22 protein-coding genes are annotated in these 23,809 nt (G+C 71.2%); 10 read left to right on the plus strand and 12 right to left on the minus strand.

Annotated elements, in window-relative coordinates; genetic code table 11:
* Positions 1 to 16 precede the first annotated feature (16 nt).
* Positions 17 to 604 (plus strand): thymidine kinase, encoded by a 588-nt coding sequence (locus BN4251_RS06365; protein WP_087484271.1) that lies wholly within the window; start codon positions 17 to 19, stop codon positions 602 to 604.
* Here the strand turns inward: BN4251_RS06365 and BN4251_RS06370 are convergent.
* Positions 597 to 1,085 carry a hypothetical protein gene (locus tag BN4251_RS06370; RefSeq protein WP_087484272.1) on the minus strand — a complete coding sequence of 163 codons (489 nt, stop codon included), beginning with the start codon at positions 1,083 to 1,085 and terminating at the stop codon, positions 597 to 599. The two genes, BN4251_RS06365 and BN4251_RS06370, sit on opposite strands and share 8 nt — an antisense overlap.
* A 128-nt stretch (positions 1,086 to 1,213) precedes the next feature.
* Here BN4251_RS06370 and BN4251_RS06375 point away from each other — a divergent pair, with 128 nt between their 5' ends.
* Positions 1,214 to 4,450: a GH92 family glycosyl hydrolase gene (locus BN4251_RS06375; protein ID WP_087484273.1), complete on the plus strand. Its 3,237-nt coding sequence runs from the start codon at positions 1,214 to 1,216 to the stop codon at positions 4,448 to 4,450.
* Here BN4251_RS06375 and BN4251_RS06380 read toward each other — a convergent pair.
* The 4 genes from BN4251_RS06380 to BN4251_RS06395 form a co-directional block, all read right to left on the minus strand.
* On the minus strand, positions 4,398 to 5,192 hold the full coding sequence (locus BN4251_RS06380) for a YwaF family protein (protein ID WP_245810227.1): 795 nt from the start codon (positions 5,190 to 5,192) through the stop codon (positions 4,398 to 4,400). The two genes, BN4251_RS06375 and BN4251_RS06380, sit on opposite strands and share 53 nt — an antisense overlap.
* A 45-nt stretch (positions 5,193 to 5,237) precedes the next feature.
* The gene (locus BN4251_RS06385; RefSeq protein ID WP_087484274.1) at positions 5,238 to 6,437 is read right to left on the minus strand and encodes an MFS transporter; all 1,200 of its coding nucleotides are present in this window, start codon (positions 6,435 to 6,437) and stop codon (positions 5,238 to 5,240) included.
* Positions 6,438 to 6,456: 19 nt separating this feature from the next.
* Positions 6,457 to 7,623, minus strand: coding sequence for a hypothetical protein (locus BN4251_RS06390; protein ID WP_140398401.1), 1,167 nt, complete (start codon positions 7,621 to 7,623; stop codon positions 6,457 to 6,459).
* Positions 7,624 to 7,750: 127 nt separating this feature from the next.
* Positions 7,751 to 8,749 carry a substrate-binding periplasmic protein gene (locus tag BN4251_RS06395; RefSeq protein WP_140398402.1) on the minus strand — a complete coding sequence of 333 codons (999 nt, stop codon included), beginning with the start codon at positions 8,747 to 8,749 and terminating at the stop codon, positions 7,751 to 7,753.
* Between the two features lie 220 nt (positions 8,750 to 8,969).
* Here BN4251_RS06395 and BN4251_RS06400 point away from each other — a divergent pair, with 220 nt between their 5' ends.
* On the plus strand, positions 8,970 to 9,482 hold the full coding sequence (locus BN4251_RS06400; RefSeq protein WP_087484277.1) for a phosphoribosyltransferase: 513 nt from the start codon (positions 8,970 to 8,972) through the stop codon (positions 9,480 to 9,482).
* Positions 9,483 to 9,583: 101 nt separating this feature from the next.
* On the opposite strand, the gene BN4251_RS06405 is transcribed toward BN4251_RS06400, so the two are convergent.
* Positions 9,584 to 10,633, minus strand: coding sequence for a DUF808 domain-containing protein (locus tag BN4251_RS06405; RefSeq protein ID WP_087484278.1), 1,050 nt, complete (start codon positions 10,631 to 10,633; stop codon positions 9,584 to 9,586).
* Between the two features lie 190 nt (positions 10,634 to 10,823).
* On the opposite strand from BN4251_RS06405, the gene BN4251_RS06410 reads away from it, so the two are divergent.
* Together BN4251_RS06410 and BN4251_RS06415 are read left to right on the plus strand one after the other, a co-directional pair.
* Complete coding sequence (locus BN4251_RS06410) at positions 10,824 to 11,471, plus strand: NAD(P)H-binding protein (protein WP_087484279.1); 648 nt, start codon at positions 10,824 to 10,826, stop codon at positions 11,469 to 11,471.
* Positions 11,472 to 11,641: 170 nt separating this feature from the next.
* The gene (locus BN4251_RS06415; protein WP_245810228.1) at positions 11,642 to 12,820 is read left to right on the plus strand and encodes an MFS transporter; all 1,179 of its coding nucleotides are present in this window, start codon (positions 11,642 to 11,644) and stop codon (positions 12,818 to 12,820) included.
* Here BN4251_RS06415 and BN4251_RS06420 read toward each other — a convergent pair.
* Positions 12,810 to 13,106 carry an acylphosphatase gene (locus BN4251_RS06420; protein WP_087484280.1) on the minus strand — a complete coding sequence of 99 codons (297 nt, stop codon included), beginning with the start codon at positions 13,104 to 13,106 and terminating at the stop codon, positions 12,810 to 12,812. The two genes, BN4251_RS06415 and BN4251_RS06420, sit on opposite strands and share 11 nt — an antisense overlap.
* Positions 13,107 to 13,234: 128 nt before the next feature.
* Between BN4251_RS06420 and BN4251_RS06425 the strand changes: the two genes are divergently transcribed.
* The gene (locus BN4251_RS06425; protein WP_245810229.1) at positions 13,235 to 14,125 is read left to right on the plus strand and encodes a GNAT family N-acetyltransferase; all 891 of its coding nucleotides are present in this window, start codon (positions 13,235 to 13,237) and stop codon (positions 14,123 to 14,125) included.
* A gap of 41 nt (positions 14,126 to 14,166) precedes the next feature.
* On the opposite strand, the gene BN4251_RS06430 is transcribed toward BN4251_RS06425, so the two are convergent.
* Positions 14,167 to 15,339 (minus strand): amidohydrolase, encoded by a 1,173-nt coding sequence (locus tag BN4251_RS06430; protein ID WP_087484281.1) that lies wholly within the window; start codon positions 15,337 to 15,339, stop codon positions 14,167 to 14,169.
* Positions 15,340 to 15,424: 85 nt separating this feature from the next.
* On the opposite strand from BN4251_RS06430, the gene BN4251_RS06435 reads away from it, so the two are divergent.
* From BN4251_RS06435 to BN4251_RS06450, 4 genes are all read left to right on the plus strand, one after another.
* Positions 15,425 to 16,306 (plus strand): PPK2 family polyphosphate kinase, encoded by an 882-nt coding sequence (locus BN4251_RS06435; protein WP_140398403.1) that lies wholly within the window; start codon positions 15,425 to 15,427, stop codon positions 16,304 to 16,306.
* 58 nt (positions 16,307 to 16,364) lie between these two features.
* Complete coding sequence (tpx, locus tag BN4251_RS06440) at positions 16,365 to 16,862, plus strand: thiol peroxidase (RefSeq protein ID WP_087484283.1); 498 nt, start codon at positions 16,365 to 16,367, stop codon at positions 16,860 to 16,862.
* A 140-nt stretch (positions 16,863 to 17,002) separates the two neighbouring features.
* Complete coding sequence (locus tag BN4251_RS06445) at positions 17,003 to 17,386, plus strand: DUF488 domain-containing protein (protein WP_087484284.1); 384 nt, start codon at positions 17,003 to 17,005, stop codon at positions 17,384 to 17,386.
* A 61-nt stretch (positions 17,387 to 17,447) separates the two neighbouring features.
* Positions 17,448 to 18,275 carry a sulfite exporter TauE/SafE family protein gene (locus tag BN4251_RS06450; protein WP_087484285.1) on the plus strand — a complete coding sequence of 276 codons (828 nt, stop codon included), beginning with the start codon at positions 17,448 to 17,450 and terminating at the stop codon, positions 18,273 to 18,275.
* Positions 18,276 to 18,312: 37 nt separating this feature from the next.
* Here BN4251_RS06450 and BN4251_RS06455 read toward each other — a convergent pair whose 3' ends face one another.
* The 4 genes from BN4251_RS06455 to zupT all read right to left on the minus strand — a co-directional run bounded on the left by BN4251_RS06455 (position 18,313) and on the right by zupT (position 23,765).
* A complete protein-coding gene (locus BN4251_RS06455; RefSeq protein ID WP_087484286.1) occupies positions 18,313 to 19,101 on the minus strand; it encodes an alpha/beta fold hydrolase in 789 nt (262 codons plus the stop codon).
* 196 nt (positions 19,102 to 19,297) lie between these two features.
* Entirely contained in the window at positions 19,298 to 21,538 is a 2,241-nt protein-coding gene (locus tag BN4251_RS06460) for an NADP-dependent isocitrate dehydrogenase (RefSeq protein WP_087484287.1), read from the minus strand.
* A 145-nt stretch (positions 21,539 to 21,683) separates the two neighbouring features.
* Positions 21,684 to 22,862: a hypothetical protein gene (locus tag BN4251_RS06465; RefSeq protein ID WP_087484288.1), complete on the minus strand. Its 1,179-nt coding sequence runs from the start codon at positions 22,860 to 22,862 to the stop codon at positions 21,684 to 21,686.
* Between the two features lie 78 nt (positions 22,863 to 22,940).
* Positions 22,941 to 23,765 carry a zinc transporter ZupT gene (gene zupT / locus BN4251_RS06470; protein ID WP_087484289.1) on the minus strand — a complete coding sequence of 275 codons (825 nt, stop codon included), beginning with the start codon at positions 23,763 to 23,765 and terminating at the stop codon, positions 22,941 to 22,943.
* Positions 23,766 to 23,809 lie beyond the last annotated feature (44 nt).

Genomic DNA, 23,809 nt, shown 5'->3' on the forward strand with positions numbered 1-23,809 from the left:
CGCGTACGCTCCTGTCATGCGCCCCATGGAGGCAGGACGACTGCACGTGATCGCCGGCCCGATGTTCGCGGGCAAGACGGAGGAGCTGCTGCGCCGGGTGCGGCGCGCGCGCCTGGCGGGGCTGCGCGCCGAGGTGATCGGCCACCGGCTCGATGCCCGCGGCGGCGGGGACCGGCTGAGCACCCACACCGGTCGCGAGGCCGAGGCCCGGATGCTCGAGGACGCGCACGAGCTGCTCGGACTGCTCGACGAACAGCAGGTGGACCTGGTGGCGATCGACGAGGCCCAATTCTTCGGCCCCGCGATCGTGCCGGTGATCGAGCAGCTGCTCGAGGCTGGGATCCTGGTCGAGGTCGCCGGGCTGTGCATCACCTACGAGGGCGGGCCCTTCGAGCCGCTGCCGGTCCTGATGGCCATGGCCGAGGAGGTGGTGAAGCTGACGGCGGTGTGCACCGTGTGCGGGGCCGATGCCGCCTTCCACATCCGGCTGCTCGAGGACTCCGCAGATCCGCTCGTGGCGACCGCCGCGCAGATCGGCGGCAGCGAGTCGTATCAGGCCCGGTGCCGCACGCACCGCGGGCGGCGGGGTGCGGCGCTCAGGTGAGCGGCACGCCGCCCGGATCGATCACCTCGATGCCGTCCAGATCCCACTGGCCGTCGATGCGGCGCACGTAGTAGCGCAGATCCACATCGGTGTCCTCGCCGCTCACGGAGTACGTCTCGGTGACCTCGAAGACCGCGTAGCCCTGACGGTTGATGCGCTCGTTGACCTCGTAGTCCACGGAGGAGAACTGTCCCAGCTCCTCCTCGAAGACCGAGCAGCTGGTCAGACCGGTCGCCTCCCGGTACGCCTCCGTGGTGGAGTCCATGAACAGCTCGCAGTCGGTCTCCGCGAGCGCGGTGTAGAAGTCCTCCAGAGTGTTCTGAGGGTTCCCGCGGGTGAAGAGCTGGACGGCGATCACGAGCGCCAGGACCCCCACCACCAGCAGGCCCAGCGCTGCGACGCCGCCCACCACCAGCCAGTGCCAGAGGGGACGCCTCCCTGCGGGCGCGGGGCCGGGCAGGGGCGGCTGAGCGTGGACCATGGTGTCTCCCGGGTTCGTCGGACCTGTGCCCGGAAGTATCCCGCACCCCCGCCGCCCGCGCGATGGGGAGCTCTCCCCACGGGCATGCCTCGCCCAGGAAGGGGCCTGCACTCGATAACCTGGCGCGCATGATCGTCACCGCAGACCAGGGACCCATGGGATCGCCGACCAGCAGGGACGGCAGCGGATTCCTCGCGCCCGGTGCGCTGCGCGTGACGGGGCACGGCGGCGAGGCGGCCGAGGCCCCGGTACCGGTGCTCGACGGGCTCGAGGAGCTGCGCGGGCGCACCATCGCCGCCGGTGACGTGCTGCGCTGGTACGTCCACCCCGAGCTCGACGAGGCCCAGACCTGGGCGGCGACCCACATCGCCCTCGACCTCGAGCTGGATGACGGCAGCCGCCTCTCGCAGGCCGCGCCGCGCGATCAGTACGGCACCGAGGCCACCGCCCGCGGCCTCGGCGAGGGCCGGATCCTGTACGCCGACCAGTGGAACGACGTGCAGGTGGACCTCTCCGCCCTCGCCGGCCGCACCATCACCGAGGTGCTGGCCGTGCTCGATGCGCCGGGCGATCCCGAGGCCGATCTGCTCGATGCGGCTGACGGACCCGAGGGCTGGACGCAGGTGGAGCCGGAGCCGCTGACCGCCTGGGTGGACGGGCCGTACCTGGCGGCCCGCCCCGCCGATCCGCCCCTTGAGGACTCCGTGGCCTGGGTGGACACGCGGCGTGGCACCAATGCCTCCGGGGACTTCTCCCGGGGGAACACGCTTCCGCTGACCGCGCTGCCCAACGGCTTCGCCCTGTTCACCCCGGCGACCGACGCGCGCACCCGGCGCTGGGTGTACGAGCACCACCGCGCCAACGGGCCGGACAACCGCCCGCGCCTGCAGGCCATGGCGCTGTCCCACCAGCCCAGCCCCTGGATGGGCGACCGGCACCAGCTGATGATGATGCCGCTACTGGGCGCTGCACCGGATGCCAGCCCCACGGCGCGCGCCCGCGCCTTCGACCACGCGGGCGAGACCGCCCGGCCGGACCTGTACGAGGTCGCCCTCGACGGCGGCATCACCCTCCGCCTGGCCCCGACCGACCACGGCGCGATGTGCGAGATCGACCTGCCCGCCGAGCCGGAGGTAGTCCATCTGCTGCTCGAGGGCGTCGACGAGCACTCGCGGATCGACGCGGCCGGCTCCGTCTTCGACGGCCGACTGCACGGCTGGGTCGACTCCTCACCCGCCCAGGGCCATTCCCAGACCGAGGGCGCGACCCGCATGTACCTGCTGGGGCAGGTGGAGCCCTCCCCGGTGGCGGTCGAGCACGCGCGCGGGGAGAGCACCGGCAGCGTGCTCACCTTCGCGCCGGGCACCCGCCGGGTCACGCTGCGCCTGGCCACCAGCTTCCTCGGCCTCGAGCAGAGCCGCCGCACCTTCGCCCAGGAGCTCGCGGAGCGCTCCTTCGAGGAGATCCGGTCCGCGGCGCACGCCGCCTGGGCCGAGCGGCTCGGGGTGATCGAGGCCCCCGACGCCACCCCCGCGCAGCGTCGCACCCTGTACGGCAACCTCTACCGGTTGAACCTCTACCCCTCCTCGCACTGGGAGAACGCCGGCACGGTCGAGCGGCCCGAGCCCGTCCACGCGAGCCCCGTGCTGCCCCCCAAGGGGCATGCCACCGCCACCCGCACCAACGCCCAGGTGGTGCCGGGGAAGATGTACGTCAACCACGGCTTCTGGGACACCTACCGCACCTGCTGGCCCGCCTATGCGCTGCTGTACCCGCAGCTGGCCGCGGAGCTCGCGGACGGCTTCGTCCAGCAGTACCGCGAGGGCGGCTGGATCGCCCGCTGGTCCGCTCCCGGCTGGGCGGACTGCATGACCGGCACCAGCAGCGACATCGCTTTCGCCGATCTCCAGGTCAAGGGCGTCCCGCTGCCCGATCCGCTCTCCGCCTACGAGTCCGGACTGCGCAACGCCACCGTCGCCCCGCCGTCGGCCCAGGTGGGACGCAAGGGCAACGAGAAGGCGGTGTTCACCGGGTACGTCGACACCGACACCGCGGAATCCGTCTCCTGGGCGCTCGAGGCGCACATCAACGACGCGGGCCTGGCCGCGCAGGCCGAGCTGCTCGCCCGCCGAGCCGAGGACGCGGGGGACCCGTCCGCCGCGCGGTTGCGGGAGGAAGCGCACTACCTGCGGGCACGGAGCCTGAACTATCCGCTCCTGTTCGATCCCGCGATCGAGTTCTTCCAGGGCCGACGCGCCGACGGCGCTTTCGCGCAGGCCCCGTGTGAGTACGACCCGCGCACCTGGGGCGGGGACTACACCGAGACCGACGGCTGGAACTTCGCCTTCCACGTCCCCCACGACGGCGAGGGCCTGGCCGCGCTGTACGGCGGGCGCGAGATGCTGCGCGGACGGCTCGAGGAGTTCTTCGACACCCCCGAGCGGGCCGACCGTCCCGGCAGCTACGGCGGGGTCATCCACGAGATGGTCGAGGCCCGGGCGGTGAGGATGGGGCAGTTCGGCATGTCCAACCAGCCCTCCCACCACATCCCCTTCCTGTTCCACCACGTGGGCGCCCCGGAGGAGGCCTCCCGGATCGTGCGCGAGGTGCATCGTCGGCTGTTCGTGGGCGAACAGATCGGCCAGGGCTATCCCGGGGACGAGGACAACGGCGAGATGAGCGCCTGGTGGCTGCTGACGGCCCTGGGCCTGTACCCGCTGCAGCTCGGCACCGGGCGGTACCACCTGGTCGCCCCGCTGTTCCCGCGCGCGACCGTGCGCCCCCTGGGCGGGGAGCCCTTCTCGATCACCGCGGAGTCCGCCTCCTCGCAGGACGCCTGCATCGTCGCGATGACCGTCGACGGGCGCGAGCACCGCGACTCTTGGATCGACCACTCCGCTCTGCGCGGCCGCCTCCACCTGCACCTGGCCGCGGAGCCGGAGGACTGGGGCCGCATCCCGCCGTCGCTGAGCGCACCGGGGGAAAGGTCGCAGCCGCTGCGCGACCTGTTCGCCGCCGACCCGTCGGATCCGCTGCGCGACGACGACGCCCGCACCGAGCGCGCCTTCGACAGCGCGAGCGCGGTGATCGCACTGCCCGAGCTGGGGGAGCCGCTGCAGGCGCGCTTCCTCACCCTGACCTCCTCCGCGCAGACGGGCGGGGACCCGATCGCCTGGCGGCTCGAGGGCTCGGACGACGGCACGAGCTGGGTGACGCTCGACGCACGCTCCGGGCAGCGCTTCCCCTGGCGCCGCCAGACCCGGCCCTTCGAGATCGGCTCACCGAGGCCCTGCACCCATCACCGCCTCGTGGTCACGACCTCCCAGGGGCCGCTGCGGCTGGCCGAGGTCGAGCTGCTGGCCTGAACGGGCCTGCGCACCAGAGCGCCGCGACCGGACAGGGCGCGCCCCGCCGTGCATCGCCGAGTGCGAACGGCAGCGTCATCAGCGCCCACACCACAGCGATCAGCACGGCCTCCACCAGCAGGTACTGCGGCCACGGGCCCAGCAGGTCCAGGATCGAGGGCCCGGCGGGGGCGCGGTTGAGGTAGCCGTAGTTCGCGCCGGTCAGCGCATTGCCGGTGAAGGCGATCACGGCCCAGGCCACGGTCGCCGCATAGGCCAGGCCGTAGCCGCGCCAGGTGGGCCGGTAGCCCAGGCCCCACACCAGCACCACGGGCACCACCACGCCCATCCCGTGGGCGATCCAGTACTGCGCGAACTCCAGCGGGACCCACACGAAGTAGTTGACGTCCGGGGTGAGCACCGACTGCAGGTTCAGCGTCAGACCCCAGAACCAGCTGATCACGATCGCCCAGCGGGCCTGCGTGATCATCGCGATCGGGACGATGATCCGCAGCGCATCGGAGTAGTGCAGGGGCAACGACTCCTCGAGGTTCCACGCCCACGGCATCAGCCCCCACAGCAGCCACAGCAGTGAGTTCGCCAGCAGCATCCAGCCCGCGCGTCGCAGCCACCGGTCGACCGCCGCGGGCTCCGACCGTCGCACGACGAGCACCAGCACGACAGAGGCGAGCGCGAGCAGGACGAGGACACCGACGTGCTCGAGACCGTACGGGGTCATCCGCCCCAGGGGAGGTCCATCCATGGCGACGAGTATGCCGCCACCGATGCTGACGCGGGAGGCCGCGTTTCAGGAGGACTCTCGTGCGGAAGTCTTCGGTGCGGAGGAATTGGGACCAACCCGGCGAAGCAGGACGAGGCAGAGCAGGCCGCACAGCCCGCTGAGCACGCCCCAGCCGAAGAAGGCGGTGGAATGCTCGGCAGCATCTCCCGCTGCGACGATCACGGGTCGCAATCCGACCATCGCGAGTCCGTTCGCGGCGGAGGCCAGCGAGAGGACCGTGGCCCTCCATCGCGGACCCACCGCGTCGATCAGCCAGATATCCGTGATCGTCTTGCCGAGACCGAAGGCCGCGGTGCCGGCGGGCAGTACGATCACCAACGTCAGCCACGCCTGGCCGAGATGTGCGGTGAGCGCCACGAGCACATAGCTCAGCGCCATGAGGATGATCGAGAAGACGATCCAGCGCCCGTGACGACGGGGCGCGAGCCGGGTGGCGAGCCATCCGCCGAGGGCCACGGCGACGGCGATCATCCCGTAGCCGACTCCGATCGCGGCCGCTCCCAGCCCCATCTGGAGTCCCAACGGCTGGATGAGGATCCTGATGGAGATACCGACCGTGAGGACGATCGCAGCCAGCATGATCCCGGTGCGCACGGCCGGGATTCGGAGGGAGCTTCGCAGCGAGTCCGGCGATGCCGCAGAGGCGTGGGCGGCGGGCACGGGGACCGAGGGAACGGTGATGGCGACCAGGAGAGCGATCAGCCCCAGGCCCGAGGTGACGAGATAGGGCAAGGGGGGCCAGACCTCGAGCAGCAGCCCGGCGCTGAGCAGTGAGACCACTCCGGCCAGTCCGCCGGCGAGCCGGGTGCGCCCCAGGTAGCGCGAGGGGGAGAGCTCCTCGGGACGGGACTCCGCGAGCTCCCAGGCGTATGTGGAGTCGAGTCCGGAGGCGAGCGCCCAGAGCATCCCCCACACGCCCCAGACGACAGCCATCAGCCAGACGCTCGAGACCAGTCCGATCCCGGCGAAGACGAGAACCGTCAGCGCACACGTCGCCAGGAGGGCGCGTTTCCTCCCGATCCTGTCCATCAGATGGCCCATGGGGACCTCCGCCAGGACGAGGACGGCGTGGAAGACGGCATCGACAGCGGCCGCCTGCATCGGGGTGTATCCCTGCTCGAGCAGGAAGATCATCCAGGTGGGGAACCAGAACTGGACATCCAGGAGGATCCGGACACCCAGGAGGCGACCGAGCGGACCGATCATGTGCGTGCGCTGTCGTGATTCATGACAGGCTCTGACGCCGCTTCCAGATGAACACTGCGACCAGGACGACGGAGAGCATCAGGCTGAGGATCAGGATCGCATCCATCGACTGGGACGAGAGCCAGGAGGTGATCGACCCGTTGCCGAGGTCGAAGACGGACTGCGAGGGATCCTGACCGGCGTCCCTGCCGAACTGCACGAGCGCGATCGCCGTGGCGAGGACCGAGGTGACACCGATGCTCATCAGGATGATGTCGGTGAACATCGCCGAGCGGGCGGCACGGTCCTCCGCGAGGGAGGCGAGACGCTCGCGGCAGATCTCGACCTTCTCCCGAACAGGCTCCTCGAGCAGCTCCAGGTACTCCCACGTCCCGAGGAAGCGCTGCATCTCCTCGTGACTTCTCCTGCTCACGTGCTGGCGCACCTCGGCACGGAGCATCAGCAGCTCCTGGGCTCTGTGTCGGGTGGCGCGGAGCTCATGCCGGAGGTCGGTGATCGAGACGTCACGGCTCTCGGCCATCGACCAGGCGAGGATCTGGCGCAGGCTCTCGTCGACCCAGTGCATTGCGGACCAGAAGAACTGCGCCTTGCGCAGGGCCTGCCAGCTCAGCTCGATCTCCCCGGGACGGTCAGGGCGGTGGATGTGGTTCATCCACTGCGCGACGAGAGGGCGAGCACCTGCGATGAGCTCGCCGACCTGCGCGCGATGCTCGGTGTCGATGTCCGAGACCCAGCGTCGCGCGAAAGCTTCCCCGCCAGTCCCCTCGGAGTCGAGTACCAGCGCCCGGGTCACCCAGAGGGGGCGATCGAGATCCCGCTCCTCGAGGTCCACGAACTCCTTCGCGTCGGAGAAATGGCGGATCTGCTGTACGAGGAACGCGTAATCGGTCTCGGCGCAGTGGCGGGCGAGCCTCGCACCGGCCTGCTGGACCGCGTCCTCCCAATGGTCCGCGTCGCGCAGCAGCTCGGCATCGAGCCCCGGCTCCGTGCGCAGGCGCCCCTCGACCAGCAGCACGTCGTGGTCGAAGAGGCTCCAGCTCAGCTCCGTGACCTCGAGACCCGGGATGCGCGGAGCCTCCGCGGGTTCGACCGCGCCGGAGACCACCTCGAGCGGTCGGGGGAGGGTGTCCGCAGCGGCCTTCGACCAGCCGGCCGGGCCAGTCCGATGATCTGCAGCCCGGTGCATGTGCCATCGCTGTGCGGAGACCCGATGGGCGAGACGATCCCAGAATGCGCGGAAGCGCTCTGGGTCACGATCCGCTGCCCCGGGAGTGCTGGTGAAACCGACCCGGATCGGTGCCATCCATCGGAACTCATGCATCGGAGATCTCCAGGTCGTCGAGGCGTACTGCGAGAAGCTTCCCGGCCAGCGGGCCGTCGAGGATCTTGACGGGGACGAGGGTCTGCGCCGTCGGCGTACCGTCGGGCCACTCGAGCACGGAGGCCGAGGTGCCCGACGGCGTCGCTCCCACAGGAGCGCCGGAGTCGTCCATCAGCTCCACGGCACCGCCCTGGGCGGCGCTGAGGGTCACCTGCGGCGGACCGGGGGTCAGCGAGTCCAGCAGACGCTGGTAGTCCTCGGTGCGCTGGAAGTCCGCGAGAGCGGCGTCGATCTCCCGTTTGAGTCTCTGCCCTTCGGAGGAGTCCTTCAGCAGCAGGTGAAGGCCCTGGGTCGACGAGGTCAGGCTCGAGCTGGGGGAGACCTCGGCGTAGGCGGTCGCATCGTCGGGGAAGGACGGCCCCTCCAGGACCGCTCGTCCGGCGATCGCTCCTTCTGCGACGAGGTCCGCCTCATCGTTCATCACCGCGGTGAAGGCGGCGAGCGAGGAGGGGTGATCGGAGAAGGTGGCACCGGAGTCATCCAACTCGTCCCAGTACTGATAGCCCTCGACGCGGGCGATCCGGAGGCCGTCGAGATCTGTGCGGTCGGCGACCGAATCCAGCAGCTCGCCCTTCTTGCCGATCAGCGTGTAGCGGAAGTCGAGCAGGGGTTCCGTGTAAAGGGCGAACGAATCTCGGGATGCGGAGACGATCACGGGAGCCATGCCGATGCTGGCGCCGTTGGTGACATCCCGCTCGGCGAGCGGCCAGGTGCTGAAGGTGAACACCGGCGTGTACCCGGCGCGGCCGAGGATCTCGGTGAGCATCTCGGCCACCGGCCCGTTGTTCGGCAGATCGGGGGAGATGTACGGGAGCCATTCCGAGGTGGAGATCTGCAGGGGCTGCGAGCGCTCCGGCGGGTCGGCTCGCACGACGGCGAGGACCAGCGCCAGGCACAGGGCGAGCACCACGGCGATCATGACGACAGACAATGACAGACCGCTCCTGCGTGGAGCGGGAGGCCTGATCATCTCAGCACTATAACCGCGCCTGCGTCGGCCGGGAGACGAGTGCAGTGCTGTCGCGGTGATCCCTGAGCCCGGTCTCGCCGTGAGGACGAGCACCCCGCCCTCCCTCGACGATCTATGAGGGGGCCGGAGCCGGATACCATCTATCCACCCACGCGCCCGCGTCTCGAGGAGAACCGCACCGATGTCCCAGGCCTATCACGCCGATTCCGCCGACCTCGTCGTCAAGGAGGTCCTCACCTGGGACCTGTTCGGCACGGCCTCGCGCGAGCTCGCCCAGAGCGTCGCGGACTCGGACTTCGATCCCGAGATCGTGATCGCCGTGGCTCGCGGCGGCTTGCTGCCGGCCGGCTCGCTCTCCTATGCGCTGGGCCTCAAACTCGCCGACGCGATCAACGTCGAGTTCTACACCGACGTGCACGAGACCCTGCCCGATCCGGTGCTGCTGGCCCCGATGCTCGACACCGAGTCGATCAAGGGCAAGCGTCTCCTGGTGGTCGATGACGTCGCCGACTCCGGCCGCACCCTTGCCCTGGTGCTGGACCTGCTGCGGGACATGGGCGCCGATGCGCGCAGCGCGGTGCTCTATGCGAAGTCCGCCTCCGTGGTCTCGCCGGACTTCGTCTGGCGCCGCACCGATGAGTGGATCGTCTTCCCCTGGTCCGCCGAGCCGCCGGTCACGCCGAACGCCGGCTGACCCCGAGCCCGCCACGACGCAGAAGGAGCCGGATCCCCAGGGATCCGGCTCCTTCTGCGTCTGGCCGTGCAGGCCGCTCACCGCGAGCGGCGGGCGGGCGGTCAGGTGCTCGCAGCACCATCCCCGCGCTGCGGCCGGTCGGCGCTGTCACCGCCCTGCGCCGGGCCGCTGCCGCCCTGCGCCTGCACGGCGCCGTCGGCGCTCGCCGAGGCGGCCTCTGCATCACCGTGATGGCCGAACGGCAGGAAGTGCACGATCACCGCGACCAGCGCGCCGACGACCAGGCCCATCACGAAGGAGAAGAAGGTGTTGATCAGCCAGGCGAGCACCCCGCCCACACCGGCGATCCCCGCCACCAGCCCCTCCAGGTGGTGCACGGCGCCGTAGGGCTGGGCGAGCCCGAGGTCGTGGGTGCCCACCAGCAGAATGTGACCGCCCACCCAGAGCATCGCGATCATGCCCACGTAGCTGATCACGTCCATCACCCGCGGCATCGCCCTCACCAGGCCGCTGCCGAATCTCTTCTTGAACTCCGAGGCGCCGCCCTCGGTCATCGCCAGCCCGATGTCGTCCATCTTCACCAGCAGGGCGACCGCGCCGTAGACCAGCACGGTGATGCCCAGCGCGATCACGATCAGCACCGCGGCGCGCATCCAGAGATTGTCGGTGTCGACCGAGTTCATCGAGATCACCATGATCTCGGCGGAGAGGATCAGATCGGTGCGCACGGCGCCGGAGACGACCTTGTCCTCGGCCTGGGCCCCCTTGGCCGCGGCCGGGGCCTGCTTGGGCTTGCCTCGCACCAGCTCCCAGATCTTCTCCGCGCCCTCGAAGCTCAGATAGAGGCCGCCGAGCATCAGGATCGGCGTCAGCAGCCACGGCGCGAACACGCTCAGCAGCAGCAGGACGGGCAGGATGAACACCAGCTTGTTGCGCAGGGACCCCTTGGTGATCCGCCAGATGATCGGCAGCTCGCGCTTGGGCTTGATGCCCTGGACGTACTGCGGGGTCACGGCGGCGTCGTCGATCACCACGCCGATCGCCTTCGAGCCCGCCTTCGCGGAGGCAGCGGCGACGTCATCGGCGCTCGCCGCGGCCAGGCGCGCGAGCGCGGCGACGTCATCGAGCAGGGCGGCGAGTCCACCGGCCATGTCAGTTCCTTCCCCGGAGGTGCGGGCCGCTGTGATGCGGCCCGGCTCAGGATAGCGGCGCGAGGAGCACGATCGGTCCGATGCCGAGGTGATGCTCATCGGGCGGGTTTTCGTGCGGCAGCCGTCCACCGGTGGCGAACAGATGGTCCGCGGGGTCGACGCCCCGCGGGGCCGGTGCGATGGTGGGGCCATGGATATCGCACTCATCGGAGGTCATGGCAAGGTCGCGCTGCTCGCGGAGCCGCTGCTGGTCGAGGCAGGGCACACCGTGCACGCGGTGATCCGCAATCCCGAGCACGCCGCGGAGGTCGAGGCGACCGGCGCGAAGGCGGTGCTCAGCGACGTCGAGACCCTCGACGATGCTGGTTGGGACGAGCTGCTGCGCGGGAAGGACGCGGTGGTCTGGGCCGCCGGTGCGGGCGGCGGCAACCCGCAGCGCACTCGCGCGGTGGACCAGGAGGCCGCGATCGCCTCGATGGAGGCGGCGCAGCGAGTCGGCGCCGCCCGCTACGTGATGGTCAGCTATTTCAGCGCGAGCCTGGACCACGGCGTGCCGGAGGACGAGCCGTTCCACGCCTACGCCGAGGCGAAGGCCCGTGCCGACGAGCACCTGCGCGGCACGATCCTGGAATGGACCATCCTCGGCCCCTCGGGCCTGACTCTCGAAGAGCCGACGGGCCGGATCGACACCGCGGCGGCAGAGGCCGGGACCGTCTCGCGCGGGAACGTCGCGCGCACCATCGTGGCCGCGCTCGAGCGCCCCGGCACCGCCGGGAAGTTCCTCGCCTACAACGACGGCGAGCAGGAGATCGGCGAGGCGTTCGACGCCGTCTCCTGACCCCTGGACGAGGAGCGGCCCCGGCGGCGGAAGCTGCCGGGGCCGACGACTGCCCAGGGCCGAGGGCTTCCTGGGGCCGACGGCCGTCCAGGGGCGGAGCGCGCAGGTCGCGGTGCCCTATTGTGGGGAGGTTACCCGGAGGGCACCGGGTGCAGGAACGAGGAGCAGCAGTGGACAGTGCACGCCGTTGGGCCGCGGTGGTCGCTCTCGCGGTGGGGATCTTCGTGCTCATCACCATCGAGGAGCTGCCGATCGGCGTGCTCAGCGTGATGGCGCCCGAGCTTGGCGTCAGCGAGGGTGTGGCCGGCCTGGCCGTCACCGTGCCCGGCATCCTGGCCGGTGCGGTCGCGCTGTGCACCCCGGTGATCGTGCGCGGGCTGGACCGCCGGTTGGTGCTGGTGCTCGCCCTGGTGTCCGTGGTGATCTCGTGCGCGCTCAGCGTCGTGGCGCAGAGCTTCGCGGTGCTGCTGTTCGCGCGCCTCTTCGCGGGGGTGTCGATCGGACTGTACTGGGCGGTGATGGCGATCGTCGCGATCGGTCAGGTGCCGCGCAGGCACATCGCCCGTGCCCTCACCATCGCCTTCAGCGGTGCCGGGGGAGCGCTCGTGCTGGGTGTACCCGTCGCGGCCTGGATCGGTGCCCATGTGGGATGGCGGATGGCCTTCGCCGTGGTCGGTGCCCTCGCCGCGGTGGTCGCGGTGCTGATCCTGCTGCTGGTGCGGCCCGTGCACTCCCCGGCGAAGGTGTCCGGGCGGATGATGCTCGCCGCCGCCCGACACCGCGGGGTGCGCTATGTGCTGGCGCTGGTCTCGCTGGCCGTGATCGGCCAGTTCATCACCTACAGCTACATCAGCCCGGTGCTCGTCGAGCGGGCCGGCGTGCCGCTGCTGGACGTGGGCCTGATGCTGCTGCTGTTCGGCATCGCCGGGCTGATCGGCAACTTCGCCGTCGGCTTCCTGCTGCGCCGCAGCCCTCCGCTGGGGGCGCTGGTGGTGCTGCTGGGCACCATGGCGGGCCTGGCCGGGGTGCTGCTGCTGATGGACGCCCCGGTACGGGCGGTGCTGGTGATGCCGGTGTGGGGTCTGTTCGTGGGGGCGATCTCGGTGGCGATGCAGGCCTTCGTCGGCTCCGAGGCCACCGCGGTGCTCGAGGAGGCCACCGCCCTGAACAGTGCCGCGTTCAACGCGTCGATCGCGGTGGGTGCGCTGGTGGGCGGCCTGATCCTCGATGCAGCAGGGCAGACCCCGATGATCCTCACCTCGGTGGTGATGGTGGGCGCGGCCGCGCTGCTCGCGATGCACTATCTGCGCACCGCCGCGCCGGGACCGGAGCGTTCCCTCAGCCGGTGACGCGGAAGCCCTCCGTGCCGCGGGGTGCCTCCCGGCGAACGTCGATCCCCTCGACCTGTGCGGCCGGCGGGCCCGTGCGCAGATGCTCGAGCATCTCCTCGACCGTGCCCGTCGGGCCCTCCACGTCGGCCTCGACGGTGCCGTCCCACAGGTTCCGCACCGTGCCGGAGACGCCGATCCGGGATGCCGCCGCCGCGGCATCCATCCGGAAGCCGACTCCCTGGACCCGGCCGCGCACGCGCACGATCCGGCGGATCACGTCCTCCTCTGCTGGCGTCTCGTCCATTCCTGTCTCCCGTCCGCAGCTCGACCCGGCCCGTTGAGCCTATCCAGGTGGGCCCCGCACGAAACAGCGTGCGAACCCGGGACGAGAATCCGGTGGACGCCGCTGCGCTCCGGTGATGGGATCAGGGCATGGCGACAATGCTCTCCACCCCGACGACGCTCCGCACCCCGACCGCCGACGAGCTCGAGGACGTGCTCGTGGCGCTGCGCCGCTGGCAGCGCGAAGATCTCCTCCAGCTCCATCCGGGGGACCTCGGCTGGCACCACCTGCGGGGCGCCGATCCCACCGCCCAGAACCTGCGGCTGTGGAGCCGGGGGAGCCGACCGGCGGCGCTGGGGATGCTGGACGGCCACGACCTGCTGCGCCTCGCGATCGCCCCGCAGTTCGCCGAGGACGAGCCCCTCGCGCGGCGTCTCGCCGAGGACCTCCTCGAGCCCGAGCGCGGGATTCTTCCGTCCGGGCAGGCCTTCCTCGAGGCGCGCTCGGCATTCGCCCTGCGCACCGTGCTCCAGGAGCACGGGTGGAGCAAGGGCGAGGCCTGGGTGCCCCTGCGGCGCGACCTCGCCGAGCCCGTCACGGTGCCCGAGACGCTCACCATCGAGCCCGTGCGGCAGAGCACCGCCGGAGAGTACGCCGAGGTGCATCGCTCCGCTTTCGACAGCCGCAGTCTCACCGTCGAGCGCGTGCTCACGATGCTGGACGGTCCCGCCCACCGCGACGCGGCCTCCCTGCTGGGACGCGACGAAACAGGCAACGCCGTCGCGGTGATCAGCGTGTGGTCGGCCGGACCCGGCAGGCCCGGCCTGATCGAGCCGCTCGGCGTGCACCGCGACCACCGCGGCTGGGGCCACGGGCGGGCGATGTGCCTGGCCGGGACCGCACAGCTGCGGGCGATGGGCGCCTCGAGCGCGACGGTGTGCACTCCGCGCGCGCTCACCGGAGCGGTCGCCACCTATGTCTCGGCCGGGTACCGGGAGCTCGGCGACGTGCCGGACCTGCAGCGGCTCCCCGCCCCCTGAGAGGCGCGCCCTCCGCCGGCCGCTCTTGACCCGCAGATTCGTCAGCGAGGGGCGATCACCGGCTCGCCGGAGGCGTCACGGCGCATGACCTCGCGGCCTCCCTGCCACACCCGCAGGGTGCGGTGACGCACGTCCAGCGGATCGCCCTCCCACAGCACCAGATCCGCGTCCTTGCCGACCTCGAGCGAACCGACCCGCTCCGCGAGCCCCAGCACCTCCGCCGGGTTCAGGGTGATCGCACGCAGCGCCTCGGCCGGGGCCATCCCGTGCTTGACCGCGAGAGCCGCCTGGTCGATCAGGAACTCGATCGGCACCACCGGATGATCGGTGATGATCGAGACCTTCACCCCGGCCTCGGTGAGCAGACCGGGCGCCTTCGGGGTGCGGTGGCGCACCTCCACCTTCGAGCGCGAGACGATCAGGGGGCCGTAGAGCACCGGCACCCCGGCCGCCGCGATCCTGTCCGCGATCAGGTAGGACTCGGTGCCGTGATCGAGCACCAGGTCGATGCCGAACTCCTCGGCGATGCGCAGGGCGGTGGCGATGTCATCGGCCCGGTGCGAGTGCTGGCGCCAGGGGATCTCCCGCTCGAGCACCCGGGCGAGCGCCTCGGAGACCAGATCCGCATCTCGCTCCTCGGCCGGCTTCGCCGCCCAGGCCCGAGCCTTGGCGAGGGCCTGACGGATCGTCAGGGCCACGCCCAGCCGGGTCGAGGGGGTCTGATTGCGCTCGCCGTAGACGCGCTTGGGGTTCTCCCCGAGCGCCGCCTTGAGCCCGGAGGGGCTGCGCAGCACCATCTCGTCCACCACCCGGCCGTGGGTGTGCAGCGCCACCGCGAGCCCGCCGATGGGATTGCCCGAGCCGGGGTTCACGTTCACGGTGGTGATGCCGCCGATGATCGCGTCGTCGAAGCCCACCTCCACGGGGTTGATCGCATCGATCGCCCGCGCGGCGGCCATCACCGGATCGGTCATCTCGTTGGTGTCCTGGCCGGCCCAGCCCTCACCCTCCTCATCCACCCCCAGGTGCACGTGGGCATCGATGAAGCCGGGCAGCAGCCAGCCGCCGCCGGCGTCGACCACCTCGGCGTCGGCAGGGATCTCGAGCGCGGGACCGAGGTCCGCGATCCGGCCGTCGCGGACGAGGACCGTCCCGTCGAAGGGCGCGCCCTCGATCGGGACGACATGGGCATGGGTGATGGCGGTGAGCGTCATGCCCCTGACACTGGGCCGACAGCGCGGTGGAGTCAAGTTCCCGCATCGCCGGGCGCTTGAGCAGCCTGGCCACTACTGTGCCCGTATGTCGAAGAAGAAGAGCAAGCACCCCGACCCCGCGGAGCAGACGCCCACCGGCTTCCCGATCCCCTCGGGCTGGAAGGGCGAGGTGACCGACTTCGATCCGCGCGCCACGCCGGGCTTCGAGGGGAAGAAGGCCGACGGCAAGGAGCTGCTGGCCCTGCGCGATGCCGCTCTCGACGATCTCCAGGAGCGGCTGTACGCGGCGCACCACGGGCAGGAGGAGGGGCGCTCCGTGCTGCTGATCGTGCAGGGCATGGACACCTCCGGCAAGGGCGGGATCATGCGCCACGTGGTCGGGAACGTGGACCCGCAGGGCGTGGACATCACCGCCTTCAAAGCCCCCACCTCGGCCGAGAAGCGACACGACTTCCTGTGGCGCATCCGCAAGCGCACCCCCGCCCCCGGCATCATCGGCGTGTTCGACCGCTCCCAGTACGAGGACGTGCTGATCCACCGGGTCCACGGCTGGGCCGATGCGAAGGAGATCCGCGAGCGGTACACCGCGATCAACGCCTTCGAGCGCGAGCTCGCCGAGGCCGGCACCACCGTCGTGAAGGTGATGCTCCACATCTCCGCGCAGGAGCAGGGAGAGCGCCTCATGGAGCGTCTCGAGAGGCCCGACAAGCATTGGAAGTACAACCCCGGCGACGTGGACGAGCGCGGCCACTGGGAGTCGTACATGGACGCATACACCCGCGCGCTGCGGGCCACCTCGACGGTCGGCGCGCCCTGGACCGTGGTCCCCGCCGACCGCAAGTGGTACGCGCGCATCGCCGTCCAGCAGCTGCTGCTGAACGCGCTCGAGGACATCGACCCGCAATGGCCCGAGGCGGACTTCGACGTCGACGAGGAGAAGGAGCGCCTGCGCTCCACCATGGACTGATCAGGGCCCTCACCTGGCCCGGGTTGTGTCTGCCGCGTCAGGGGTCGATGATGGGGGCATGGCTTCCATCACCTTCCAGAGCAATCCCGTCTCCACCGTCGGCGAGCTGCCCCAGGCCGGTTCGGCCCTGCCGGCCTTCGAGCTCGTGGGCCAGGACCTCGGCGCCGTCTCGAGCGCCGACCTCGCCGGCAAGCGCGTCGTGCTGAACATCTTCCCGTCGCTGGACACCGGCACCTGCGCGATGAGCGTGCGCAGGTTCAACGAGCTCGCCGCCGGCCTTGAGAACACCGTGGTGGTCTGCGCCTCGAAGGACCTCCCCTTCGCCCAGGCCCGCTTCTGCGGCGCCGAGGGCCTCGAGAACGTGGTCACCGGCTCCGCCTTCCGCTCCTCCTTCGGTGAGGATCTCGGCGTGACGATGCAGGACGGCCCCCTGGCCGGGCTGCTCTCGCGCGCCGTGGTCATCGCGGACGAGAACGGCAAGATCCTCTACACCCAGCAGGTCGCCGAGGTCACCGAGGAGCCCGACTACGACGCGGCGGTCGCAGCGCTGAGCTGAGCCCGCCTCTCTCCCACGGCCTGCCCCAGCGGCGCAGCCGCCCCAGGCTTCAGGGCCCGGCCCGCCCTCCGGCGCGGACCGGGCCCTGAACGCTCCCCTGCACCCGCCGGCGCTGACGAGCACGAGAGGAAGGACAGAGCATGAGCACCCCCGAGATCACCCTGGCGCGCGTCCACGACCTGCTCGACGACGACGGCGCCGGAAAGACCGTGCGCCGCGTGCTGGTGGACCGGCTGTGGCCCCGCGGCATCAAGAAGGAGCGGCTCGCCCACGACGAGTGGGACAAGGACGTCGCCCCGAGCCCCGATCTGAGGAAGGCCTTCCACTCCGAGGAGCTCAGCTTCTCCGAGTTCTCCCGCCACTACCGCCGAGAGCTCGAGGGCAGCGATGCCCCGCAGGCGCTGCTGGACCGGGCGAAGGAGGACGGCGCCCGGAAGATCGTCCTGCTGTTCGCGGCCAAGGACACCGAGCACAATCACGCCCAGGTGCTGCAGGAGGTGCTGCAGGACCTGGTGAGCAGCTGAGCCCGGCGCCGCGCGCGGACATCCGCCCTCTGCACCGCTGGGCACAGTAGGGTCGACCCTCGTGGAACCCATCTCGCTCGTCATCCTGCTCGTGATGGGCACCCTTGCCGGTGCGATCAACGCCGCGGTGGGCTCGGGCTCGCTCCTGACTCTCCCGGTGCTGCTCGCCCTCGGCATCCCGCCAGGCGTCGCGGTGCGCACCAACACGATCGGCATCCTGTTCTCGACCATCGGCTCGGTCTACGGGTACCGCCGAGAGATCGCCCAGGAGAAGAACAACTTGGGCCTGCTCACGATCGTCGCGGCGATCGGGGCGACGGCGGGCGCGCTGCTGCTGCTCGTCTCGCCCTCGCAGGCCCTGGACGTGGTGGTGCCCGTGCTGATCGTGGTCGCACTCGCGATGGTGATCTTCCAGAAGCGACTGACCGCCGCACTGCGCGCCGCCCGTGAGCGGCGCTCCGAGCGTCGGCGCGCCGCCGGCGAGCACGGGGCCGACCGCGGGCTCGCTGCGTCCTCGAGCCCGTACCGCTCGCCGGCGCTGGTTTCCTCGCTCGGTCTCGCCTCGGTCTACGGCGGCTACTTCACCGCCGCCCAGGGGGTCCTCTACCTCGGGATCCTCGGCACCTTCACCGGGCGCACCATGGGCTCGGTCAACAGCGTGAAGAACCTGCTGAGCCTGGTGGTGAACCTCGCCGCCGCACTCGTGTACGTCATCGCGCACATCACGCTCGGGGTCGAGATCATCTGGATCGCCACCGCCGCGATCGCCGTCGGCGCCCTGCTGGGCGGCTACTTCGGCGCCCACCTCGCCAAGCGGATGCCGGAGTGGCTGCTGCGCGGCGTCATCGTGGCGGTCGCCCTGTTCGCCCTCGCCCGGCAGGTGCTCTGAGCGCTCACCGCGCCCGCGAGCCGCTCGAGCCCAGGGCTCAGGCGAGGAAGGGCAGCACGTGCTCGAGCACGTCCTGCGCAGGGGAGAGGGTGCCGCCGTGGTCGCGGCCCGGCAGCGGCACGAACTCGGCCGCGGGCATCAGCGCGGCCGCCCGACGTGACTCCTCGAAGCGGGGATGGTCCTCGGTGCCCGCCATCCACAGCGCCGGGATCTCACAGGCCTCGAGCACGTCGTCCGGCACGCCGGGCGTGGCATCGGTCGCGGCCAGCAGGGCCGCGATCGCCCGGTGATCGGCGGCGAGGAACGCGGTGCGGGTCGCCCGGGCCCGCCGCGCCGTGACCTCGGGGCCCAGGCCCTGCCCGGCGCAGAACGCCTCCATCCCCTCCTCGGCCACCGCCTCGATCACGCCCGGGAAGAACACGGAGTCGACCGCACCCCGCTGCGGAGCGGCCGAGCCGCCGAGGCACACCAGTCGATCGACCCGTTCGGGGTGCTTGAGCGCTGTGGTCAGCGCGACGCGCGCCCCGAGGGAGTAGCCGAGCAGGGACGCGGAGCCGATCCCCTCGGCATCGAGCACGGCGAGCAGATCCGCGGTGAAGGCCTGCTGGGTGTAGGCCGACGCCTCGTGCGGGGTGCCCGAACGCCCGTGCCCGCGCAGGTCCACCCGCACCACCGTGTGCTGCTCGCCCAGCGGTGCGAGATAGGCGAGCCCCCGCCAGATGGCGCGGGAGAGCACCGAGCCGTGCAGCAGCACCAGCGGCGGACCCTCGCCCGAGACGTCGTAGCGCAGGTCGATGCCGTCGACAGGGGAGGGGATGACGGGCACGGCGCACCTTCCGGAGCAGGGGACGAGTCGAGCGCGATGCAGCCGGTGGGGCGGTTCGTGCGCTCTCCCAGCGTACGTCGGCGGGCAGGCCGGCGAGGTGGTGGGACGACGACGCCGGCCCGGCCCGCGGAGAGCGGGCAGGACCGGCGTCGGATAGTGGCAGCGCCGGCCGCTCCTCAGCGGAGCGGCAGCGGACTCACAGCGCCGAGGAGATCTCCTCGAGGATGCGGTTGAAGGTGGCCGAGGGGCGCATCACCGCCGCGGTCTTCTCCGGATCCGGGCGGTAGTAGCCGCCGATGTCGGCGGGCTTGCCCTGCACGGCCAGGAGCTCGTCGGCGATGGTCTGCTCGCCGTCGACCAGCTTCGCCGCGATCGGGCCGAAGGCCGTGGCCAGCTCGCCGTCCTCGCTCTGCTGCGCCAGCTCCTGTGCCCAGTACAGGGCGAGGTAGAAGTGGCTGCCGCGGTTGTCGATGCTGCCGAGCCTGCGCTGCGGGGACCTGCCCTCGTTGAGCAGGGTCTCGGTGGCGCGGTCCAGTGCGTCGGCGAGCACGCGGGCGCGCTGGTTGTCCGCGGTGCGGGCCAGGTGGCGCAGCGACTCGGCCAGGGCCAGGAACTCGCCGAGGGAGTCCCAGCGCAGGTAGTCCTCCTCGATGAGCTGCTGGACATGCTTGGGCGCGGAACCGCCGGCACCGGTCTCGAACAGGCCGCCGCCGTTCATCAGCGGCACCACCGAGAGCATCTTGGCGCTCGTGCCCAGCTCCATGATCGGGAACAGGTCGGTGAGGTAGTCACGCAGCACGTTTCCGGTCACCGAGATGGTGTCCTCGCCGCGGCGCACCCGCTCGAGCGTGTGCTTGGTCGCCTCGATCGGGGAGAGGATGCGGATATCGAGATCCTCGGTGCCCGCGCCGTCGATCGGCTCGGCGAGGTACTTCTCGACCTTCGCGATGAGGTTTCGGTCATGGGCGCGGGACTCATCGAGCCAGAACACCGCGGGCATCCCGGACTCGCGCGAGCGGCGCACGGCCAGCTGCACCCAGTCGCGGATGGGGGCGTCCTTGGCCTGGCAGGCGCGGAAGATGTCCCCGGCGGAGACCTCGTGGCTCATCAGCGCGGCACCCGAGGCGTCGCGCACCTCGACCCGACCGTCGGCGGCGATCTGGAAGGTCTTGTCGTGGCTGCCGTACTCCTCGGCCTTCTGCGCCATCAGGCCCACGTTGGGGACGGTGCCCATGGTGGCCGGGTCGAAGGCGCCGTGGCGCTGGCAGTCCTCGATAGTCGCGGCGTAGACGCCCGCGTAGGAGGAGTCCGGGATCACCGCGAGGGTGTCCTGCTCGGCGTCGTCCTTGTTCCACATGTGGCCCGAGGTGCGGATCATCGCGGGCATCGAGGCATCGATGATCACGTCGGAGGGGACGTGGAGGTTGGTGATGCCCTTGTGGGAGTTGACCATCGCGAGGTCCGGGCCGTCGGCCAGGTCCTTGTCGATCGCGGCCTTGACGCCGTCACGCACGGAGGAGTCGAGCTCCTCGAGGCCGGCGAGGATGCCGCCCAGGCCGTGGTCCGGGGACAGGCCCGCCGCGGCGAGCTGCTCGCCGTACTCGGAGAAGACGGAGGGGAAGAAGGCACGCACCGCGTGGCCGAACAGGATCGGGTCCGAGACCTTCATCATCGTGGCCTTGAGGTGCACGGAGAAGAGCACGCCCTGCTCCTTCGCCGCGGCGACCTGCTCGCGCAGGAAGGCGTCGAGCGCGGCGGCGCGCATCACCGAGGAGTCCACGACCTCGCCGGCCAGCACCGGCACGGACGGCTTGAGCACGGTCTCGGTGCCGTCGGCGGCGACGTGCACGATCGAGAGGGTGTCCTCGGCGTCCATCACCACGGACTGCTCGTTGCTGCGGAAGTCGTCGGCGTCCATCGTGGCTACCGAGGTCTTCGAGTCCTTGGACCATTCGCCCATGCGGTGCGGGTGCGCCTTGGCGAAGTTCTTCACCGCGGCGGGGGCGCGACGGTCCGAGTTGCCCTCGCGCAGCACCGGGTTCACGGCCGAGCCCTTGACGGAGTCGTAGCGCGCCCGGATGTCCTTCTCCTCGTCGGTCGAGGGGGACTCGGGGTAGTCCGGCAGGGAGATGCCCTGGGCCTGCAGCTCGGCGACCGCGGCCTTGAGCTGCGGCACGGAGGCGGAGATGTTGGGCAGCTTGATGATGTTCGCCTCGGGCGTCTTCGCGAGCTCGCCCAGCTCCGCGAGGGCATCGCTCTCACGCTGGTCCTCGGGCAGGAGATCGGAGAAGGCCGCGACGATGCGGCCCGCCAGGGAGATGTCACGGGTGGTGACATCGATGCCGGCGGTGTTCGAGAAGGCGTCGAGGATCGGCAGGAACGATGCCGTCGCCAGCATCGGTGCCTCGTCGGTGTGGGTGTAGATGATGCGCGCCATGTGTCGCGGGGCTCCCTCGGGTCGGTGCGGCATTTGTCTTGACGTCAAGACTAATCGACGAAGGGCGCGGACCCGCCCTCGTCGATCCGGATGCCTCCACGATAGGTGAGATGGCCCTCGCGCGCCTCGTCCGCGCAGCGGGCACTCATCGCGGCGGCGCCTCGTCGTGGATCTCCACGTCCCAGGGGTCCGATACCAGCAGCTCGGTGCGGCCGTGCTCATCGAGGGTGACCGCGACGCCGTGGGCCCGGTAGGTGCCGAGAGAGAGGGCGCGCGCCCCGCACAGCGACCCGGTGACCGAGGCCTGCTCCTGCTGGGTGACGCCCTCCTCATCCATCCAATGCAGCGGGATCTCGGAGGCGTTGCGGGCCCCGGCGACGATCCGGCCGGTCTCGGGATCGACCACAACGACCGTCTGGAACAGCGCGTGCGTGCCGTGATCCGGGGAGGTGACCGTGAGGCTCGCGGTGACGGAGGCCGGGGAGCCGTCCTCTCTCGGCGCCCGGCTCACCTCGGTGGAGGGGTTCTCGACGCTCATCCTGTAACCCGCGGAGTCGCCGACGGGCTCGAGCACGGCGTGGCAGGCCAGCGGCGAGAGGTCCGCCGGGGCTTCGCCGCTGGGGGCGGAGACCACGCCCGGCACCGCGCGCAGGCGGCCGTCGACCACATCCACCATCACGTCCTCGCTCGCGGCCCAGCCGGAGTCGTCACCGCCTGCGAGGGCACCGCTGAGCTGCAGCACGAACTGACCCTCGGGCAGCGGGGCGTCATCGCAGGTGCCCACCGTCAGATGCGCGCTGACCGCCGCGGGGGCGGGAGCGCCGGTGTTCGCGGGCACCTCGACGCGCTCGCGCACCACCATCGGCGGGATCGGGGAGTCCTCTTGACCGAGCGGGCCCTCGTGCTCCGGGGCGGGCAGGCCGCGATTGTCCGGATGCGCGGGCAGCAGCACGCCCTCGGGGCGGAAGCCGTCATAGCTGTGCTCGGGGCCCAGCTGGAACGGCCCCGAGACGGTGATCTCGTGGCCCTCGGCGTGCACCGCCTGCGGGGTCATCCGGGCGCCGTCGGTGCTCTGCGGCAGCGGGGAGTCCCCCTCGCCGGGACGGCACAGCCAGGTGGGATCCACCGCGGTGCTCTGCGCGGCGGCGACCTCGGCGGGGTCCATGGGCTGCGCGGAGGGCGCGGCCTCAGCGGCGGGGGAGTCCTCGGCGGTGCCCGGCAGCGCGTCGCAGGCGGCGAGGGTCAGCGCGAGCAGCGTCGCCGTGAGGGCCGCGAGGGGGCGTGCGGGGCCCGGAGGTGCCTGCTGTCCTCGCCTCACGCGCATCGCGCCCCACCCTCCTCGCCCCGTCGGCATCTCACCGGGCTCGCGCCCTGGAGCGAACGTACCCGAGAGCGGCGCTGCTCACAGCACCAGCAACGTCAGCGCCATCACCGCCATGCCCGCGATGAGCGAGTAGATGACCGTGTGGTGCTCGCCGGTCTCCTCGGCCGCCGGCAGCAGCTCATCGAGGGAGACGAACACCATCACGCCCGCCACCCCGGCGAGGATCGCACCCATCCCGGCACCGCTCAGCAGCGGCGCCAGCAGCACGAAGCCGAGCACCGCGCCCACGGGCTCGGCGAGCCCAGTCATGGTGGCCAGCCAGAACGCCTTGGCCCGGGAACCGGTGGCCCGGCGCACCGGTACCGCGACCGCGAGACCCTCGGGGATGTTGTGCAGCGCGATCGCGGCGACCACCGGGATCGCCACCTCGGGCGCCTGCAGGGCGGCGACGAAGGTCGCGAAGCCCTCCGGCACGTTGTGCAGGGCCAGGGCGATCGCGGTGACCGTGCCGGTGCGCATCAGCCGGGCCCGCAGCGCACGATCGGCGGCCTGCTCGTCCGGGGCGCGCAGCACGCCCTCGTCACCGCTCATCCGGCCGGAGAACTCGTGGGGGCTCACGGAGCTCGGGACCAGGCGGTCCAGCACCGCGATCAGCGCGATGCCCACGAAGAAGGACAGCACCGCGAGCGCGGTGCCGTGACCGGTCACCTCGCCGCCGCCCGAGAGCACGTGGGCCCCCTCGGGAAGAAGCTCCACGAAGGAGACGAAGAGCATCACCCCGGCCGAGAGGCCCAGCCCGCCGGCCAGGAGCTTCGGGCTGGTTCCGCGTCCCATCACTCCGAGGGCGGCGCCGATGCTGGTGGCGCCGCCGGCGACGAGGGTGAGCAGGAACGCGATGAGCACGGAGGAGACACTAGTGCCTGTCACGGGCGGACCCCCGGAAGGAC

The sequence above is a fragment of the Brachybacterium massiliense genome, from assembly GCF_900184245.1.
In the GTDB taxonomy this organism is placed as follows: Bacteria; Actinomycetota; Actinomycetes; order Actinomycetales; family Dermabacteraceae; genus Brachybacterium; species Brachybacterium massiliense.

Excerpts from the sequence above, each read along its gene's own strand:
- BN4251_RS06365 (WP_087484271.1), top strand. The coding sequence starts at position 17 with ATGCGCCCCATGGAGGCAGGACGACTGCACGTGATCGCCGGCCCGATG.
- BN4251_RS06370 (WP_087484272.1), bottom strand. The coding sequence starts at position 1,085 with ATGGTCCACGCTCAGCCGCCCCTGCCCGGCCCCGCGCCCGCAGGGAGG.
- BN4251_RS06375 (WP_087484273.1), top strand. The coding sequence starts at position 1,214 with ATGATCGTCACCGCAGACCAGGGACCCATGGGATCGCCGACCAGCAGG.
- BN4251_RS06380 (WP_245810227.1), bottom strand. The coding sequence starts at position 5,192 with ATGGATGGACCTCCCCTGGGGCGGATGACCCCGTACGGTCTCGAGCAC.
- BN4251_RS06385 (WP_087484274.1), bottom strand. The coding sequence starts at position 6,437 with ATGATCGGTCCGCTCGGTCGCCTCCTGGGTGTCCGGATCCTCCTGGAT.
- BN4251_RS06390 (WP_140398401.1), bottom strand. The coding sequence starts at position 7,623 with ATGCACCGGGCTGCAGATCATCGGACTGGCCCGGCCGGCTGGTCGAAG.
- BN4251_RS06400 (WP_087484277.1), top strand. The coding sequence starts at position 8,970 with ATGTCCCAGGCCTATCACGCCGATTCCGCCGACCTCGTCGTCAAGGAG.
- BN4251_RS06405 (WP_087484278.1), bottom strand. The coding sequence starts at position 10,633 with ATGGCCGGTGGACTCGCCGCCCTGCTCGATGACGTCGCCGCGCTCGCG.
- BN4251_RS06410 (WP_087484279.1), top strand. The coding sequence starts at position 10,824 with ATGGATATCGCACTCATCGGAGGTCATGGCAAGGTCGCGCTGCTCGCG.
- BN4251_RS06420 (WP_087484280.1), bottom strand. The coding sequence starts at position 13,106 with ATGGACGAGACGCCAGCAGAGGAGGACGTGATCCGCCGGATCGTGCGC.
- BN4251_RS06425 (WP_245810229.1), top strand. The coding sequence starts at position 13,235 with ATGGCGACAATGCTCTCCACCCCGACGACGCTCCGCACCCCGACCGCC.
- BN4251_RS06430 (WP_087484281.1), bottom strand. The coding sequence starts at position 15,339 with ATGACGCTCACCGCCATCACCCATGCCCATGTCGTCCCGATCGAGGGC.
- BN4251_RS06435 (WP_140398403.1), top strand. The coding sequence starts at position 15,425 with ATGTCGAAGAAGAAGAGCAAGCACCCCGACCCCGCGGAGCAGACGCCC.
- tpx (WP_087484283.1), top strand. The coding sequence starts at position 16,365 with ATGGCTTCCATCACCTTCCAGAGCAATCCCGTCTCCACCGTCGGCGAG.
- BN4251_RS06445 (WP_087484284.1), top strand. The coding sequence starts at position 17,003 with ATGAGCACCCCCGAGATCACCCTGGCGCGCGTCCACGACCTGCTCGAC.
- BN4251_RS06460 (WP_087484287.1), bottom strand. The coding sequence starts at position 21,538 with ATGGCGCGCATCATCTACACCCACACCGACGAGGCACCGATGCTGGCG.
- BN4251_RS06465 (WP_087484288.1), bottom strand. The coding sequence starts at position 22,862 with ATGCGCGTGAGGCGAGGACAGCAGGCACCTCCGGGCCCCGCACGCCCC.